Raw genomic sequence first — 14665 nt, forward strand, 5'->3', positions numbered from 1 at the left:
CCGGATGCCGGGGCGGCCGGCACGGCGGGCGACCTGGCGGCAGCCACGCGGGCGGCACGCGCCGTGGCGCGGCCCTGCATCGCGCAGCTTACACCCGGCGGACGCCGTTGCCCACGGCGCCCGGCTCAGGCATTACTGGAACCAGCGCTTGACCGTGTCGACCATGCGGCCGAAGAAGCCGGCGCGTTCGACATCTTCCTGCACCACCAGCGGCTCGACACGCAGCACCTTGTTGTCGAGCGTGAGTTGCAGCGTGCCGACCTGCTGGCCCTTGGCGAGCGGGGCGACGAGCGGATCCGTGCGCTGCGCCACCGGCTTGATCTCGCCGGCCTTGCCGCGCGGCACCGAGAGCACGACCGGATTCGGCGGGCCCAGCTTGACCGTCTCGACCTTGCCTTCCCAGACGCGCGCGTCCAGGCCCGGCTGCGCCTTGTCGTAGAGCTTGACCGTGTCGAAGTTCTGGAAGCTCCAGTTGAGCAGCTTCAGGCTTTCTTCGGCACGCGTGGACTCGCTGTCGGCGCCCAGCAGCACCGTGAGCACACGGCGATCACCGCGCAGCGCCGTCGACACCAGGCAATAGCCGGCGGAGTCGGTGTGGCCCGTCTTCATGCCATCGACCGACGGATCGGCCCACAGCAGGCGGTTGCGGTTGGGCTGCGTGATCTTGTTGTACGTGTAGCTGCGCTGCTTGTAGTAGTGGTAGTACTCGGGGTGATCGGCCACCAGGTGCGCGGCCAGCGTGGCCAGGTCGCGCGCGCTGGTGATGTGCTGCGGATCGGGCAGGCCGGTGGCGTTCATGAAGTGGGTGTCCTTCATGCCCAGCCGCTGCGCCTGCTCGTTCATCAGCGCGGCGAACGAGGCTTCGCTACCGCCCACGGCCTCGGCCAGCGCGACCGAGGCGTCGTTGCCCGACTGCACGATCATGCCCTGGATCAGTTCGTCGACCGTGACGGGTTTGCGCGGCTCGATGAACATGCGCGAGCCGCCCGTGCGCCAGGCGTGCTCGGAGACCGGCACCTGCTGATCGAGCGTGAGGCGCTTTTCGTCGAGCGCATTGAAGACCACATACGCCGTCATGATCTTGGTGAGCGACGCGGGCTCGACCTTCATGTCGGGATTGGAGCTGGCCAGCATCTGGCCGCTGCCGACGTCGATGGTGACCCAGGCCTTGGCCGCGATCGTCGGCGCGGGCACCGCCGAGAGCTCGCCCACGGCCACCGTCGGGGCTGGCGCGGCGGTCGTGGTGGCCGGCGCGGGCGCGGCCGTCTGCTGTGCCTGCACGGGAACGCTGGCGGCCAGCATGGCGGCCAGAACAGCACCCGTGAGCACGCGGCGCGCGAAAACGGTAGGAGCGGTGGCGGAGGAATCTGCGGAGAGGGGCAAGGTCTTCATCGGCTACGAATGGGGGGGAAAGAGGCGCCGGCTCTGGTGGTCGGCTCGAGGCACATAATTATAGGCAGCGTATCCGACAGCCCCCGGCGGGGAATGTTCCGCAACATGCAACCCGATGCTACGCGTTCAATCCAGTGCGACTTTGAGGCGGGCCTGCACGAGCTGGCGCAGCGATAGCAGCTTGCCGTGGAAGAAATGCGATGCGCCCGGAATCACGACCAGCGGCAGGTTGCGCGGCCGCGCCCAGTCCATCGCTTCGGCCAAGGGCACGACTTCGTCGGTCTCGCCGTGCACCAGCAGCGCATCCTCGGGCAGCTGCACCTCGCGGAACTGGAAACGGCCGACGGCCGGTCCCATCAGCATGACGGCGGACGGCGCGCGTGCCGCGTCCTGCTCGGCCAGCGTGGCATACACCTGCGCGGCCACGGCGGTGCCGAAGGAAAAGCCGCCCAGCACCCACGGCAGATCCGCGAGTTCGGGATGCTGTTCCCGCACCTGCTCGACCAGGCCCAGCATGTCTTCGGTTTCGCCGACTGCCTTGTCGAAGGTGCCTTCGGAGCCGCCCACGCCGCGGAAATTGGGGCGCACCGCGAGCAGACCGTGCTGCACGCAGGCCCGCGCGATCGTGGTCACGACCTTGTTGTCGCGTGCGCCGCCCTGCAGGGGATGCGGGTGCAGGACCAGTGCCCAGCCACGCGGCGCGTCGTCGGGCCAATCCAGGGCACATTCGATGCGGCCGGCGGCGCCGGTGAACGAGGCGATATCAGTACGGGCAGGCATGGCGGGGCGAACTCGGTAAGCAGTGAACGAAGAGGAATGGTAACCGGCGCCCGCTAAGGCGCCGCCCGCGCAGGTGCGGCCGCTGGCGGCAGCGTGCGCGCCAGCCAGGCGGCGATCTCGTCGGCGGCCGCGTCGGTGGCGCGGCGCAGTGCCTGCACGCCGCCCGGCGCATCCTGGGTGGCGGCCGGCACCGCGTGGGCCACGCGCACCTGACCCAGCACCTTGCGGTTCTGCACGGCGATGGCCTGCAGCACGATGCGGCCTTCGCTCTGCTGGCCATCGGTGGCGAAGACCTGCTCGAAGCGCATCAGCGTGACCTGCACCTGGATCGCGGCCGGGATCGCGCTGTCGGCCATCACCGGGCCTTCGCGCGACAGCCGGTCGATCAGGCGCTCGCGCACCAGCGTGGCGGGCGGCTGGCTCCAGCGATAGGTCGCGTACGAGCGCGGGCTCGCGCTCTCGCCCACGCGCCACACCACGCCGCTGTCGTTGAGCGCGGGCGCGGCCGTATAGGCGAGCTGGATCGGCACGCGGGCCGGCAGCGGCGCGCCCGTCGTGGGCGCGCTGTCCGGACCGAGGTCGAACAGCGTGGGGGAATCGGCCACGCGGCCCACGCTGCAGCCGGCCAGCAGCAGCGCCGCCAGCAGGACCGGCGCGGCCAGGAATGCGCGCGGGCGCATCGAAGAATGCATACTCATCGGCTTCATCTCCCAAATCCGGCGAAGCCGGCCTCGCCCGGGCCGGGCGCCGCGGGCGCCGGTCCGAACAGAATCGATTGCGGGGTGTCGCCCACGTTGCGCAGCGTGCGGTTGGCGCTGCGCGCGGCCGAGTCGACGCTGCGCGCCATGTTGGTCATGGCGGGCAAGGTTTCCTGATCCAGCCGCGACGCCGCATAGGCGATGTCCTGCAGGCTCGAGGTGGCGAGCGACAGCGGCCCATTGGGCGCGTTCAGACGCGCCACCGCCTCGCGCGCCGACTGCGCCAGCAGGCCGATCTCGCGCGAGCTCTTGTCGATCGAATCGACCAGCGGCCCCGCCTTGGCGAGGGCCGGCCCGAGTTCGCGGCTGGCATCCTTGAGCTGCGCCGTGATGGCGGTGACGTTGTTCAGCGCTTCGGTCAGTGCCTGCACGTTCTGCGGGCTCACGATGTTGCGCAGCTGCTCGGCGGTCTGCTCGAAGTTGTTCAGCAGCGCCCCGCCGCGCTGTTCGACGCGCTCGAGAAACCCGGGGCGCAGCGGAATCGTGGCCGGACGCTCCTCGGTGGACGCCAGCCGGCGGCCGGAGCTGCCGTCGTCGCGCAGATCCACGTTGGCCAGACCGGTCACGCCCTGCACGCCGATCTCGGCCCAGGTGGACGCGGTGATGGGCGTGGTGGGCGCGACACCGATGCGGATGCGCACCTGGCCCGGCCGCTCGGGATTGAGGCCGAGCGACTGCACCTTGCCCACCGGCACGCCCTGATAGCGCACGGCCGATTGCGCCGACAGGCCGCTCACCGGCGTGGTCGACACGATCTCGTACACCGTGACGGCGGCGCGGTCGCGGCCGACCCAGATGGCGATCAGCGCGGCGGCCACCAGCAGTACCAGTGTGAACGCGCCCGCCAGCAAGGCGTGACTACGATTTTCCATTGCCCGGCTCCTTGGGTGCCAGATCTCCCAGCGCGCGGCGGCCGCGCTCGCCCAGGAAAAAGCTGTGTATGAAGGGGTGATCGACTTTCAGCACCTCGGGCACCGTGTCGCAGACGATCACGCGTTTCTCGGCCAGCACGGCAACGCGCGTGGCCAGCGCCAGCAGCGTGTCGAGATCGTGCGTGACCATCACGACGGTGAACCCGAGCTGCCGATGCAGCGCACGGATCAGGTCGACGAATTCATCGGAGCGCACGGGATCCAGCCCGGCAGTGGGCTCGTCGAGAAAGAGCAATTCGGGGTCGAGCGCCAGCGCGCGCGCGAGCGCCACGCGCTTGACCATGCCGCCGGACAGATCGGAGGGGTTCTTGCCCGCGTCCTGCGCGGTCAGGCCCACCATCGCGAGGCGGCTCATCACCACATCGCGCACCAGGTCCTCGGGAATGGTGCGCAGCTCGCGCAACGGCAGGGCCACGTTGTCGAACACGGTCAGCGCCGAAAACAGCGCGCCCGCCTGAAACAGCATGCCCCAGCGCGTGGAGAGCCCCATGCGCTCGCGCGGCGTCAGCCCCGCGAGCGGATGTCCCAGCACTTCGACCGTGCCGGCCGCGGGCGGGTTCAATCCCAGCAGCGTGCGCAGCAACACCGTCTTGCCCGAGCCCGAGCCGCCCACCAGCGTCATGATCTCGCCCGGATAGACGGTGAGGTTGAGCCTGTCGTGCACCACGTGGTCGCCGAAGGCCGTGCGCAGGCCCTGCACCGCAATCACGGGGCGCACGGTGAGCTCGGACTCGGCGAACAGGCGTGCTTGGACGGCGGTGTTCATCAGATCCTCAACAGGCTCAGCACGATCGCGAACAGCGCGTCGACCAGGATCACGCCGGTGATGGCCGTCACCACCGATGCGGTGGTGCCGCGCCCCAGGCTTTCGGTGTTGGGCTGGATGCGCAGGCCGAAGTGGCAGGCGATCAGGGCGATGAGGACGCCGAACGTCACGCCCTTGGCGACGCCGATCCAGTAGTTGGTGAGCGTGATGGCATCGGGCAGCGACTTGAGGAACCACTCGGCCGACACGCCCAGCTGCGCCTGCGCGGCCAGCATGCCACCGAGCAGCGCCATCGCATCGGTCCAGATCACGAGCAGCGGCATCGTCACGGCGAGCGCGACCACGCGCGGCAGGATCAGGCGCTGGCTCTGCGAGATGCCCATGACCCGCATCGCATCGAGCTCTTCGGTGACGCGCATCACGCCGATCTGGGCCGTGATGGCCGAGCCGGAGCGGCCGGCCACCAGAATGGCCGCGAGCACCGGGCCCAGTTCGCGCACGATGGAGACCCCGAGCAGACGCACGATGAAGCGGTCCGCGCCGAAGAGCTGCAGCTGCTGCGCCGACAAGTAGGAGAGCACCACGCCGATCAGGAAGCCGACCAGCGCGGTGATGCCGAGCGCCTGCGCGCCTGTGCGATAGATCTGTGCCGAGATTTCGCGCCACGGCGCCCGCGCGGGCCGCGCCAGCATGGCGCCGAAGTCGAGCACGAGCTGGCCCAGCATGATGAGCAGGACGTAGCCATGATGCGCGGCGTCGAAGATCGCCTGACCGATCGCGCGGATCCAGCCCAGGCGATCCGTCGGGGGCTCGGGCGGGCACGGCTCGCCGCGATGGCGCGCCAGGGTATCGAAGACGTCGCGCTGACCGTCGGTCAGGCGGACGCGCTCGGGCAGCCGCTCGCCCCAGGCCCGCCACAGCACGGTGGCGCCGATGGTGTCGAGCCGGCCGATATCGCGCAGATCCCAGCGGGCATCCTTGCCGGCGCGGGCGAGCAGGGCCCGGCGCGTCTGGACCTCGCCGGGTGCCGACAGGGCCTCGATGCTCCAGTCGCCGGCCACCACGCAAACGCCGCTGTCCAGCCGCAATGGCTGGGCGGGACGCGCGGCGGTATGGGGGTTTTGATGCATGTATCGTCGAACACTGAACCGTAAGTCGCACCGTAACAGAATCATATACGGCCCGCCCGGGTCGAGTGACCTACAATCCCGCCCATGTCAGTACCCGCCAGCCCCCTCGCCTTGCCCGCGCCCGACGAATTGGCGCGCGCGCTCGCTGCCCGCCTGCCCGGATTCCAGGACATCGCCTGGGTTGCCGAAACCGGCTCCACCAACGCCGATCTGATGGAACGCGCCCGCGCCGACGCCGGACCGCGGCCGTGGCTGCTGGGTGCGCACGCGCAGCAGAGCGGCCGCGGCCGCGCGGGCCGCGCCTGGGCCAATGCCGTGGGCGACACGCTGATGGTGTCTTGTGCCTACGAGATCCGGGTGCCGCCCGCCCGGCTGCCGGCGATTTCGCCGCTCGCGGGCCTGGCCGCCTGCGAGGCCCTGCGCGGGCTTTCCGGCTCGGCCGGCCTGTGCGTGAAGTGGCCGAACGACGTGCAATGGCACGACGCCAAGCTGGCCGGCATTCTGGTCGAGTCGGTCCGCACGCCCGGCACCGACTCGCACACCGTCGTGATCGGCATGGGCGTGAATCTGCGTGCCGCCGCCGCGCTGAGCGCGTCGCTGGGCCGCGAGGTGGCCGACTGGAGCCAGGTCACGGCGCACAGCCCGAGCGCGCCGGCCCACATCGCCGACATCGTGGCCGCGCTGGCCCTCGGCTGGCAGGACGCCATCACCGAGCTCGAGCGCGACGGTTTCGAAGCCTTCCAGGCCCGCTATGCCGGCCTCGACGCGCTGATCGGCCGTCCGGTCACCGTGCAGGATCAGGGCCGCGTGCTGCATGAAGGCGTGGCCTGCGGGCTCGACGGATTGGGCCGCCTGCAGGTCCGCACCGAGCACGACACGATCACCGTGTCGGTCGGCGAGATTTCCGTGCGGGCCCGCGCATGAGCCCCGTCGCCCTGCCCTCGCTCACCCTGCTGATCGACTCGGGCAACAGCCGCCTGAAGATCGGCTGGCTGCGCGCCGACGGCGCACGCGAACCCGAGCCGCTCGCGTTCGACAACCTCGATTTCGAAGCCTTGGGCCGCTGGCTCGACACGCTGCCCGAACGCCCGGCCCAGGCCGTGGGCGTGAACGTGGCGGGCGCGGCGCGCGGCCAGGCGATCGCCGACACCCTGGCCCGCTGCGGCTGCGCCGTGCAGTGGCAGCACTCGCGCCGCGACGCGCTCGGACTGCGCAACGACTACGCCAAGCCCGAACAGCTCGGCGCCGACCGCTGGGCGGCCCTGCTGGGCCTGCTCTCGCGGCTGCCCGCCGGGCATCCGCCCGCGATGCTGGCCTGCTTCGGCACGGCCACCACCCTCGACACGATCACGCCCGACAATGTCTTTCCGGGCGGCCTGATCCTGCCCGGCCCGGCCATGATGCGCGCGTCGCTCAAGCACGGCACGGCCAACCTGCCGTTGGCCGAAGGCCCGGTCGCCGACTTCCCGATCAACACCTTCGAGGCCATCACGAGCGGCATCGCGGCGGCGCAGGCCGGCGCGGTGGTGCGTCAATGGCTGGCCGCGAGCCAGCGGCACGGCGCCCCCGCCGAGATCTATGTGGCGGGCGGCGGCTGGCCCGAGGTGCGCGATGAAACCGAACGCCTGCTGGCCGAGGTCGGCGCGGTGACCATGCCGCGCGTGCTGCAGGGGCCGGTGCTCGACGGGCTGGCCGCCCTGGTCACCCACGGCGCGGTTCAGGCATGAGCCGTGCTGCAACCCCCAATTCCGATTACCAGGGACGCTGATCCATGCGCATTCTGTTCTTCCTGATCGTGCTGGCCAACGTGTGGGCCTATGGCCTGGGTCAGGGATGGCTGGGCATCCGGCCCGACGACGAAGGCCGCGACTACCGTCGCGCCGCGCAGGAACTCAACGCCGATCGCGTGGCCGTGCTGCCGCTCGCGGCGGGCAGCCAGGGCCGCGCGCCCTGAGCGTTCATTCTTCGCGCCGCGCGGGCCTGAGCCAATCCGAAATCGCCGCCACGGTGCGCGCCACCGCGCCGGCATGCGCGCTGGTCCAGCGGCGCGCGGCGTCGGCCCTGGCCGCCAGGGCCGGCGCATCGCGCAGCCAGGCCTGAGCCAGCGCCACCGCGCCGGCGGCATCCGCAGCGCGTTCGGCCGCACCGGCCTCGATGGCATCGGCCACCGCCTGCTCGAAATTGTGCGTATGCGGCCCCACGATGACGGGCGTGCCTGCCGCGCAGGCTTCGATGAGGTTGTGCCCGCCCAGTGGCGCGAAGCTGCCCGCCACGATGGCCACGTCGGCGCAGGCGTAATAGAACGGCATCTCGCCGAGCGAGTCCCCCACCACCACGTCCACCGCCGCATCTGGCACGCCGGGATGCTCTGAGCGGCGCGCGACGCGCAGTCCGGCGTCGCTCAGATGACGCGCCGCCTCGTCGAACCGGTGCGGGTGCCGCGGAATCAACAGAAACAGCGCGCGCGGCGCCTGCGCCCGGGCCGCCGCGATGGCCGCCGCGAACGGCGCGTCTTCGCCCTCGCGCGTGCTGGCGATCGCGATGACGGGACGATCGCACGCCGCCCGCCACTGCCGGCCCACCTCGAGCTGTGCCGCGGGCAGGCTCACATCGAACTTCAGATTGCCGATTACCTGGATGCGCGTCGCGCCGGCCTCGGCCAGGCGCGCGCCGTCGTCCGCGGTCTGCACCAGCACGCGGTCGAGTCCGGCCAGCGCCTCGCGCATGACCTCGCCCTGGCGCCTGGCGCGGCGCAGCGAGCCGGGCGAGAAACGGCCATTGACCAGCGCCATCGGCACGGCCACCTCGCGCGCGGCGGCCAGCACGTTGGGCCAGATCTCGCGCTCGACGATCAGGCCGCAACGGGGCCGCGTGGCCGCCAGAAAGCGCGCTGCCGCCGCCGGAAAATCGTAGGGAAGCCAGGTCTGGCGCAACTGCCCGCGCGCGATCGCGGCCTCGAACAGCCGTGCGCCTTCGGCGCGGCCGGTGGCGGTCATGTGTGTGAGCAGCAGCGGCAGGCCGGCGTCGAGCAGGGCCTGGATCAGGGGTTGCGCGGCGCGGGTCTCGCCCAGGCTGACCGCGTGCACCCAGACCGGCGCATCGTCGCGGGCAGCCTCGGCGGGCACGTGACCGAAACGCTCGCGGCCGAGGATGTCCCATTGACCCGGCGTGCGGCGCGCGCGGCGCCACATGAAGAGCCAGAGCAGCGGCGCCAGCGCGCGCAGGGCCAGGGTATAGCCGCCGCGCCGCATCTCAGGATGCCGCCAGGGCCTGTTCCACCGAGGCCATCACGGCCTCGCGCGACGGCGAGGCGCCGCGATCGCCCAGGCTGGCCGTGAAATTGGAGCCGACCAGCGGCGTGCGCACCGGCGTGGAGGCCCGGTAGATGCCGATGGTGGGACGGCCGAGCGCGGCCGACAGATGGGTCAGACCGCTGTCCAGGCCCACCATCAGGCGCGCGCCGGCCAGCATGCGGGCCACGGACGTGAGATCCATGCGGGGCAGGATCTCCACGCCTTCCATGCCCGACACCAGCGCGGCCGCGCGCTGGGTTTCCTGTTCGTTGCCCGCCAGCAGGCGCAGCGTGCAGCCGGCGCCCTGCAGGCGGCGGAACACCGCGCGCCAATCGTCTTCGGGCCAGAGTTTGTCGTCGCGGCTCGCCGACGGCATGATGATCGCGTAGCCGCGATCGCTGTTCACATGATGCAGCCGGCGGCCGTCGTCGCCACCGATCGTGAGCTCCGGCAAGGGATCGGTCATGGGACGCGCGAACCCCTGCAGACCGAAATCGGGCGAGCCGGCGTAGGTATAGCCGAAGGTCTGCGCGGCCAGCTTGCGCTGGCGGATGACGGCGGGTTGCCAGAACTCGACGCGATGGCGCACGTTATAGAAGAGCGAGGCCAGCGGCTCGCGCGCCGAACGCCAGTCCAGCCCGTGACGCACGCCGTGCGTCTGGCGCACCAGCCAGGCGGATTTGAGCAGCGCCTGCATGTCGAGCACGATGTCGTAGGGTTCGGAGCGCAGGCGTTCGCGCAGTTCGGCGCGCTCGCGGCGCACCTGCTCGGACCACCAGGCTTTGCGCCAGCGGCGATGCGCGACTTTGATGACGTTGGTCACGGCGGGATGCCATGCCGGGATCTCGGCGAACGCTTCTTCCGCGATCCAGTCGATCTTGGCGTCGGGGACATGCCGGGCGATGTCGGAAATCGCGGGCAGCATGTGCACCAGGTCGCCGAGCGAGGAGGTGCGGACGATCAATATGCGTGTAGCCATCAATAAAGGACGCGCCGCGGTGACGGCTTAGGGTTCGAGAGTGCTCGAAATGTACAACAATTAGCTACGGGGCTGAAGCGCGGGAGGTGCCGCTCGGGCGTGCACTTTTTCGGTGCGCGCGCCATGACGCCCCGTGAGCGGCGGAATCAGGGACATGGCGACCAGAACCCGGGGGCCGAGACAATCGGGCACCAGGCTGGCTTGGTCGCCCCTCACGCCTTCCTTATAATCGCGTTCTTAGTCCGGCACGCGCCGGGCGTCCGGATCCGCCACGAGCGCAGACCGGCACACCAGTGGGCCATGCCCGAATCACGGCGAACGCGCCCGAACACCGAATGTTGAAACGCACGCCCATCTGGCTATTTGTTAGCGCGCTCGCGCTCATGCCAACCCTCATGCTCTCGACTTCGACGGGAGGAAGCAAGGCTTATTACATTCTCCTGCTGGGATCGCTGGTACTCATCCTCATGATGCCGGGCTCGCAGCGTGCGATTCAGCGCCAGGACCGCCTGCTCTGTGCGGCCTTCGCCCTGCCCTTGCTGGCCGCGATCGTGAGCGCCGCCGCGAATCACGTCTGGAGCGACGTGAACTTCGAACGCGGCTTCAGGCTGGCCCTCGGCGCGCCGCTGATGCTGCTGGCGATGCAATACATCGGGCAGGAGCGCCTGCGCCATGCCCTGTGGGGCGTGATCCTGGCCGGCGTGGTCTCGACCGCCTGTGTGGTCGCGCTGATCTTTCCCGACTTCACCGAACGCCCCCTGACGCCCGCGTTCAATGCGGTGACATACGGCAATCTGATGCTGCTGATGGCGGTCATCGCCCTCTTTTCGATCCCGATTCCGCTGCTGCCCAACGCGCGCCTCGACAAGGCCCTCAAGCTGCTGACCGCGACGGCGACGTTCATCGGCTTCATTCTGACCCAGACGCGCAGCGGCTGGATCGCCCTGCCCATCTTCATCGTGCTGGCGCTGGTGTTGTTCACGCGCATGCGCCATCCGCTGCGGCTGGGCGCCGCGCTGCTGTGCCTGCTGCTGGGCGTGCTCGCGCTCGGCTCGCTGAACCCGACCCTGCGCGACCGGGCCGAGCTGATCCTGAGCGAGACGTCGGAATGCATGACGGACAACGCCACGGCGGATACCTCGATCTGCGTGCGCCTGCAGCTCTGGCGCAGCTCGCTCGAGATGGCGGCCCGCCACCCGCTCACCGGCGTGGGCAGCGGCGCCGCGTTCCAGCAGTCCCTGCGCGAGGCGCAGCAACGCGGCGAGGTATCCGAGTACGTCGCGTCCAATTACGGCGAACCGCACAACGACCTGATCGAGGCCGTCGCGGTCAATGGCGCGCTGGGCGCGATCGCGCTGCTGCTGCTGTATTTCGTGCCGGCCGGCGTGTTCCTGCGCCGGCTCGTGACCCTGCAGGCCATGCCGCTGCGGGCGGCGGCCGCGATGGGCGCCGCCACCTGTCTGGGCTTCGCCATCTTCGGCCAGACCGAACTGATGTTCCGCGGCATGCGCACGGTCGGGTTCTACGTGGTGCTGGTCATGCTGTTCGCCGCGCTCTCCAGCGCCAGACCGGCTCGTCCACATACCGGAGCGCAAGACCCCGGCGCGGCCTGAGCGTGCCCGTGACACTCCTGATATTTGAGCGTACAGTGGTTCAAAACATATCAGGAGACAGCCATGCGCATTGCCGATGCCCAATGGATTCCCTCCACGCAGCACCAGACCTGGGACGCCTTGCTCGACCCGGCGGTGCTGCAGAAATGTCTGCCGGGCTGCGTTCAGATCACGCAACGCACCCCGAGTGAATATCACGTGGCGATCCACGCCAAGTTTCCCGGTATCGACGCCCAATACGAGGGCGAGGTACTGCTCTCCGAGCTAAAACCGCCCCATTCGCTGTCGCTTGCCTTCGAAGGCAAGGGCCCGGCCGCCGGCATGGCCATCGGCACCGCCCAGGTCACGCTCTCCGACAAAGACCGCGGCACGCGCGTGGCCTACACGGTGGCGGCCATGGCGGGCGGCAAGCTGGCCGAATGCGGCGAGCCGCTGATCCTCAAGGCCGGCGGCAAGATGGTCGAGCGCTTCTTCGCCAATTTCATCGACCACATGGCCGCGCAGCCCCGGCTCGAGCCGCCCCCGCCGCCGCCCGAACCCGAGCCTCGCGGCCTGGCCAACTCGCGCTGGTCCTGGGTCGCGGCCCTGGTGGTGGTCGTCGTGCTGGTGGGATATCACAGCTTGTTCAAATGAGCGCAAGGCAGCGGTGATATCCTTTTCGCATGAGCGCCCCATCACCCACCCCTGCCGAATCCGTTCCCCCTACGCCCCCCGCTCACTCGCGCCATGACCTCCTGATGGCCATGGCCGGGGTGGCCGCCACCGTGGTTCTGGTGGCCTTCGATTCCACCATCGTCAGCACCTCGATGCCCCGGGTGGCCGCCGCGCTCAACGGCATGGCGCTCTATGCCTGGGTGGGCACGGGCTACCTGCTCGCCACCGCCGTCTCGATCATGATCTTCGGCCGGCTGGGCGACATGTTCGGGCGCAAGCCCCTGATGCTCGTGTCGGTGGCCGTGGTGGCGCTGGGCTCGATCGCCTGTGGCCTGTCGCAGTCGATGGAGCAGCTGATCGCCTTCCGCACCCTGCAGGGGGTCGGCGGCGGCATGATGATCGCGACCGCCTTCGCCGCGCCGGCGGATCTGTTCCCCGACGCGCGCGAGCGGGTCCGATGGATGGCGATGGTGTCGGCGGCCTTCGCCATGGCCAGCGGCATCGGGCCGGTGCTGGGTGGCGCCGCCACGCAGGCGCTGGGCTGGCGCGCCGCGTTCTTCATCGCGCCGATCGCCGCCGCGGCCGCCTTCTTTCTGCTGTGGCGCTATTTCCCCCGCATCCCGCCCGCGCACTCGGGCAGCGCCCGCATCGATTGGGTGGGCGCCATACTGCTGGTGATCGGCGTGGGCGCCCCGCTCGCCGCGCTGGAGCTGGGCTTCGCGCCGGGCGACCGCGCCCATCCGATGCTGGCGGCCGCGCTCGCGGTGGCCGGCGTGGCCGCGCTCGGCATTCTGCTGCCCTACGAACGCCGCACCACCAACCCGATCTTCCCGTTGCGCGTGCTGGCCGGTGCTGAACCGCGCCTGCTCAATCTCGCGGCGGTCGCGGTGGGCGCGGTGATGTTCATCCTGATTTTCTACAGCCCGCTGCTGCTGCAGAACGAGCTGCACTACTCGCCCAGCCAGGCGGGCCTGGTGCTCACGCCGCTGGTGGCCGCCATCCCGCTGGGCAGCATCGTCAACGGCCGCCTGTTTCCGAAGCAGACCGAGCCGCAACGCCTGATGGTGTTCGGCGCGCTGCTGCTGGCCGTGGGCTCGGCCATGGTGCTGGCGATCGGCACCGACACGTCGGTGTACTGGATCATCGCCGCCTTCACGGTCAATGGCACGGCGCTGGGTTTCCTGCTGCCCAACCTCACGCTGTTCATGCAGATGCTCAGCGAACGGCGCGACGTGGGCGTGGCCTCGGCCCTGGTGCAGACCACGCGGGCGGTGGGCAGCGCGGCCGGCACCGCGCTGGTCGGGATCGCCATCACGCATTCCTCGGTCCTGTCCGGCGTGCGCGCCGGCCTGATACTCTGCGTCCTGCTCTCGCTCGGCGCCGCCGTGGTGGCGCATCGCGTCAAGATGAAAAACCTGATGATGCGACGCGCGAGCTGATCGCCCCGGCCGCGCGGCCGCCCTCTCCTCTTCTGTCGTCATCATCATGCAGCGTCGTGATCTCCTCGAGTTGCTGGCCCTGGCCGCCGTCTGGGGCGGCTCGTTCCTGTTCATCCGCGTCGCCGTTCCCGAATTCGGTCCGGCGGCCCTGATCGAGCTGCGCGTGGGCCTGGCCGCGCTGTTCCTGCTGCCGCTGGCCATCGCGCGCCGCCGCCTGCCCGTCATCGCGCGCCACTGGAAGGCCATCCTGGTGGTGGGCGCGCTCAACGCCGCCCTGCCGTTCCTGCTCTATGCCTACGCGGCCCAGTCGCTGGGCGCGGGCTTCCTGTCGGTGGCGAACGCCGTCACGCCCGTGTGGGGCGCGGTGATCGGCTGGATCTGGCTGCGCGACCGGCTGCCCGCCGCCCGCGTCGCGGGGCTGATGCTGGGCTTCTGCGGCATCGTGGTGCTGGTCTGGGACAAGCTCGATTTCAGCGCCGGCGGCACCGGCTTCGCCGTGCTGGCCGCGATCTCGGCGCCGATCTTCTACGGTGTCGCCGCCAACTGGACCAAGCGTTACCTCACCGGCGTGGATTCGCTGTCCAGCGCCACGGGCAGCATGCTGGGCGCGGCGCTCGTGCTCGCGCCGCTCGCGATCATGTACTGGCCCGAGCAGCCCGTCTCGTTCGAGGCGTGGCGCGCCACGGTGCTGCTGGCCGTGGTCTGCACCGGCATGGCCTACATCGTGTTTTTCCGCCTCATCGCCGTGCTGGGGCCCACCGCGGCGGTCAGCGTGACCTTCCTGGTGCCGGTATTTGGGGTGTTGTGGGGCGTGTGGCTGCTCGACGAGGCCCTGACCCCGCAGATCCTGGCCGGGGCCGGCGTGATCCTGGCGGGCACCGCGCTGGCGCTCGGGCTGGTGCGGCTGCCGGGCCGCCGCCCGGCCTGAA

15 protein-coding genes are annotated in these 14665 nt (G+C 70.3%); 7 read left to right on the top strand and 8 right to left on the bottom strand.

Translation table 11 applies throughout. The features are described from left to right. Positions 1 to 132: 132 nt before the first annotated feature. From CEK29_RS22050 to CEK29_RS22075, 6 genes are all read right to left on the bottom strand, one after another. On the bottom strand, positions 133 to 1392 hold the full coding sequence (locus tag CEK29_RS22050) for a D-alanyl-D-alanine carboxypeptidase family protein (RefSeq protein ID WP_094797933.1): 1260 nt from the start codon (positions 1390 to 1392) through the stop codon (positions 133 to 135). A 126-nt stretch (positions 1393 to 1518) separates the two neighbouring features. Next, positions 1519 to 2172, bottom strand: a complete 654-nt coding sequence (locus CEK29_RS22055) for an alpha/beta hydrolase (RefSeq protein WP_094859348.1) — start codon at positions 2170 to 2172, stop codon at positions 1519 to 1521. A 53-nt stretch (positions 2173 to 2225) separates the two neighbouring features. Continuing rightward, positions 2226 to 2864 carry an ABC-type transport auxiliary lipoprotein family protein gene (locus CEK29_RS22060; RefSeq protein ID WP_440588340.1) on the bottom strand — a complete coding sequence of 213 codons (639 nt, stop codon included), beginning with the start codon at positions 2862 to 2864 and terminating at the stop codon, positions 2226 to 2228. An 11-nt stretch (positions 2865 to 2875) separates the two neighbouring features. Next, a complete protein-coding gene (locus tag CEK29_RS22065; protein ID WP_094797935.1) occupies positions 2876 to 3802 on the bottom strand; it encodes an MlaD family protein in 927 nt (308 codons plus the stop codon). Then, the gene (locus CEK29_RS22070) at positions 3789 to 4628 is read right to left on the bottom strand and encodes an ABC transporter ATP-binding protein (protein WP_094859349.1); all 840 of its coding nucleotides are present in this window, start codon (positions 4626 to 4628) and stop codon (positions 3789 to 3791) included. The genes CEK29_RS22065 and CEK29_RS22070 overlap by 14 nt, the downstream gene beginning before the upstream one ends. Further along, complete coding sequence (locus CEK29_RS22075) at positions 4628 to 5758, bottom strand: MlaE family ABC transporter permease (protein ID WP_094797937.1); 1131 nt, start codon at positions 5756 to 5758, stop codon at positions 4628 to 4630. Before CEK29_RS22075 ends, CEK29_RS22070 begins: the two co-directional genes overlap by 1 nt. A gap of 84 nt (positions 5759 to 5842) precedes the next feature. Here CEK29_RS22075 and CEK29_RS22080 point away from each other — a divergent pair, with 84 nt between their 5' ends. Genes CEK29_RS22080 through CEK29_RS22090 form a run of 3 tightly spaced genes read left to right on the top strand, consistent with a single transcriptional unit; the run spans position 5843 to position 7712 of the window. Next, the gene (locus CEK29_RS22080) at positions 5843 to 6682 is read left to right on the top strand and encodes a biotin--[acetyl-CoA-carboxylase] ligase (RefSeq protein ID WP_094859350.1); all 840 of its coding nucleotides are present in this window, start codon (positions 5843 to 5845) and stop codon (positions 6680 to 6682) included. Further along, positions 6679 to 7485 (top strand): type III pantothenate kinase, encoded by an 807-nt coding sequence (locus CEK29_RS22085; protein WP_094797939.1) that lies wholly within the window; start codon positions 6679 to 6681, stop codon positions 7483 to 7485. The genes CEK29_RS22080 and CEK29_RS22085 overlap by 4 nt, the downstream gene beginning before the upstream one ends. A gap of 44 nt (positions 7486 to 7529) precedes the next feature. Then, entirely contained in the window at positions 7530 to 7712 is a 183-nt protein-coding gene (locus CEK29_RS22090; protein WP_094797940.1) for a hypothetical protein, read from the top strand. A gap of 4 nt (positions 7713 to 7716) precedes the next feature. Here the strand turns inward: CEK29_RS22090 and CEK29_RS22095 are convergent, their stop codons facing one another. Together CEK29_RS22095 and waaC are read right to left on the bottom strand one after the other, a co-directional pair. Then, complete coding sequence (locus CEK29_RS22095) at positions 7717 to 9009, bottom strand: 3-deoxy-D-manno-octulosonic acid transferase (protein ID WP_094859351.1); 1293 nt, start codon at positions 9007 to 9009, stop codon at positions 7717 to 7719. Position 9010: 1 nt separating this feature from the next. Next, positions 9011 to 10030: a lipopolysaccharide heptosyltransferase I gene (gene waaC / locus CEK29_RS22100; RefSeq protein ID WP_094797942.1), complete on the bottom strand. Its 1020-nt coding sequence runs from the start codon at positions 10028 to 10030 to the stop codon at positions 9011 to 9013. Positions 10031 to 10425: 395 nt separating this feature from the next. On the opposite strand from waaC, the gene CEK29_RS22105 reads away from it, so the two are divergent. From CEK29_RS22105 to CEK29_RS22120, 4 genes are all read left to right on the top strand, one after another. Continuing rightward, positions 10426 to 11643: an O-antigen ligase family protein gene (locus tag CEK29_RS22105; RefSeq protein WP_255176232.1), complete on the top strand. Its 1218-nt coding sequence runs from the start codon at positions 10426 to 10428 to the stop codon at positions 11641 to 11643. Positions 11644 to 11706: 63 nt separating this feature from the next. After that, positions 11707 to 12276, top strand: a complete 570-nt coding sequence (locus CEK29_RS22110) for a CoxG family protein (protein WP_094797944.1) — start codon at positions 11707 to 11709, stop codon at positions 12274 to 12276. A 104-nt stretch (positions 12277 to 12380) separates the two neighbouring features. Then, positions 12381 to 13736, top strand: a complete 1356-nt coding sequence (locus CEK29_RS22115) for an MFS transporter (protein WP_094797945.1) — start codon at positions 12381 to 12383, stop codon at positions 13734 to 13736. Between the two features lie 46 nt (positions 13737 to 13782). Next, positions 13783 to 14664, top strand: a complete 882-nt coding sequence (locus CEK29_RS22120) for a DMT family transporter (RefSeq protein WP_094859353.1) — start codon at positions 13783 to 13785, stop codon at positions 14662 to 14664. Position 14665 lies beyond the last annotated feature (1 nt).

This window comes from Bordetella genomosp. 5 (assembly GCF_002261475.1).
GTDB lineage: Bacteria > Pseudomonadota > Gammaproteobacteria > Burkholderiales > Burkholderiaceae_B > Bordetella.

Excerpts from the sequence above, each read along its gene's own strand:
- CEK29_RS22050 (WP_094797933.1), bottom strand. The coding sequence starts at position 1,392 with ATGAAGACCTTGCCCCTCTCCGCAGATTCCTCCGCCACCGCTCCTACC.
- CEK29_RS22055 (WP_094859348.1), bottom strand. The coding sequence starts at position 2,172 with ATGCCTGCCCGTACTGATATCGCCTCGTTCACCGGCGCCGCCGGCCGC.
- CEK29_RS22060 (WP_440588340.1), bottom strand. The coding sequence starts at position 2,864 with ATGCATTCTTCGATGCGCCCGCGCGCATTCCTGGCCGCGCCGGTCCTG.
- CEK29_RS22065 (WP_094797935.1), bottom strand. The coding sequence starts at position 3,802 with ATGGAAAATCGTAGTCACGCCTTGCTGGCGGGCGCGTTCACACTGGTA.
- CEK29_RS22070 (WP_094859349.1), bottom strand. The coding sequence starts at position 4,628 with ATGAACACCGCCGTCCAAGCACGCCTGTTCGCCGAGTCCGAGCTCACC.
- CEK29_RS22075 (WP_094797937.1), bottom strand. The coding sequence starts at position 5,758 with ATGCATCAAAACCCCCATACCGCCGCGCGTCCCGCCCAGCCATTGCGG.
- CEK29_RS22080 (WP_094859350.1), top strand. The coding sequence starts at position 5,843 with ATGTCAGTACCCGCCAGCCCCCTCGCCTTGCCCGCGCCCGACGAATTG.
- CEK29_RS22085 (WP_094797939.1), top strand. The coding sequence starts at position 6,679 with ATGAGCCCCGTCGCCCTGCCCTCGCTCACCCTGCTGATCGACTCGGGC.
- CEK29_RS22090 (WP_094797940.1), top strand. The coding sequence starts at position 7,530 with ATGCGCATTCTGTTCTTCCTGATCGTGCTGGCCAACGTGTGGGCCTAT.
- CEK29_RS22095 (WP_094859351.1), bottom strand. The coding sequence starts at position 9,009 with ATGCGGCGCGGCGGCTATACCCTGGCCCTGCGCGCGCTGGCGCCGCTG.
- waaC (WP_094797942.1), bottom strand. The coding sequence starts at position 10,030 with ATGGCTACACGCATATTGATCGTCCGCACCTCCTCGCTCGGCGACCTG.
- CEK29_RS22105 (WP_255176232.1), top strand. The coding sequence starts at position 10,426 with ATGCTCTCGACTTCGACGGGAGGAAGCAAGGCTTATTACATTCTCCTG.
- CEK29_RS22110 (WP_094797944.1), top strand. The coding sequence starts at position 11,707 with ATGCGCATTGCCGATGCCCAATGGATTCCCTCCACGCAGCACCAGACC.
- CEK29_RS22115 (WP_094797945.1), top strand. The coding sequence starts at position 12,381 with ATGGCCATGGCCGGGGTGGCCGCCACCGTGGTTCTGGTGGCCTTCGAT.
- CEK29_RS22120 (WP_094859353.1), top strand. The coding sequence starts at position 13,783 with ATGCAGCGTCGTGATCTCCTCGAGTTGCTGGCCCTGGCCGCCGTCTGG.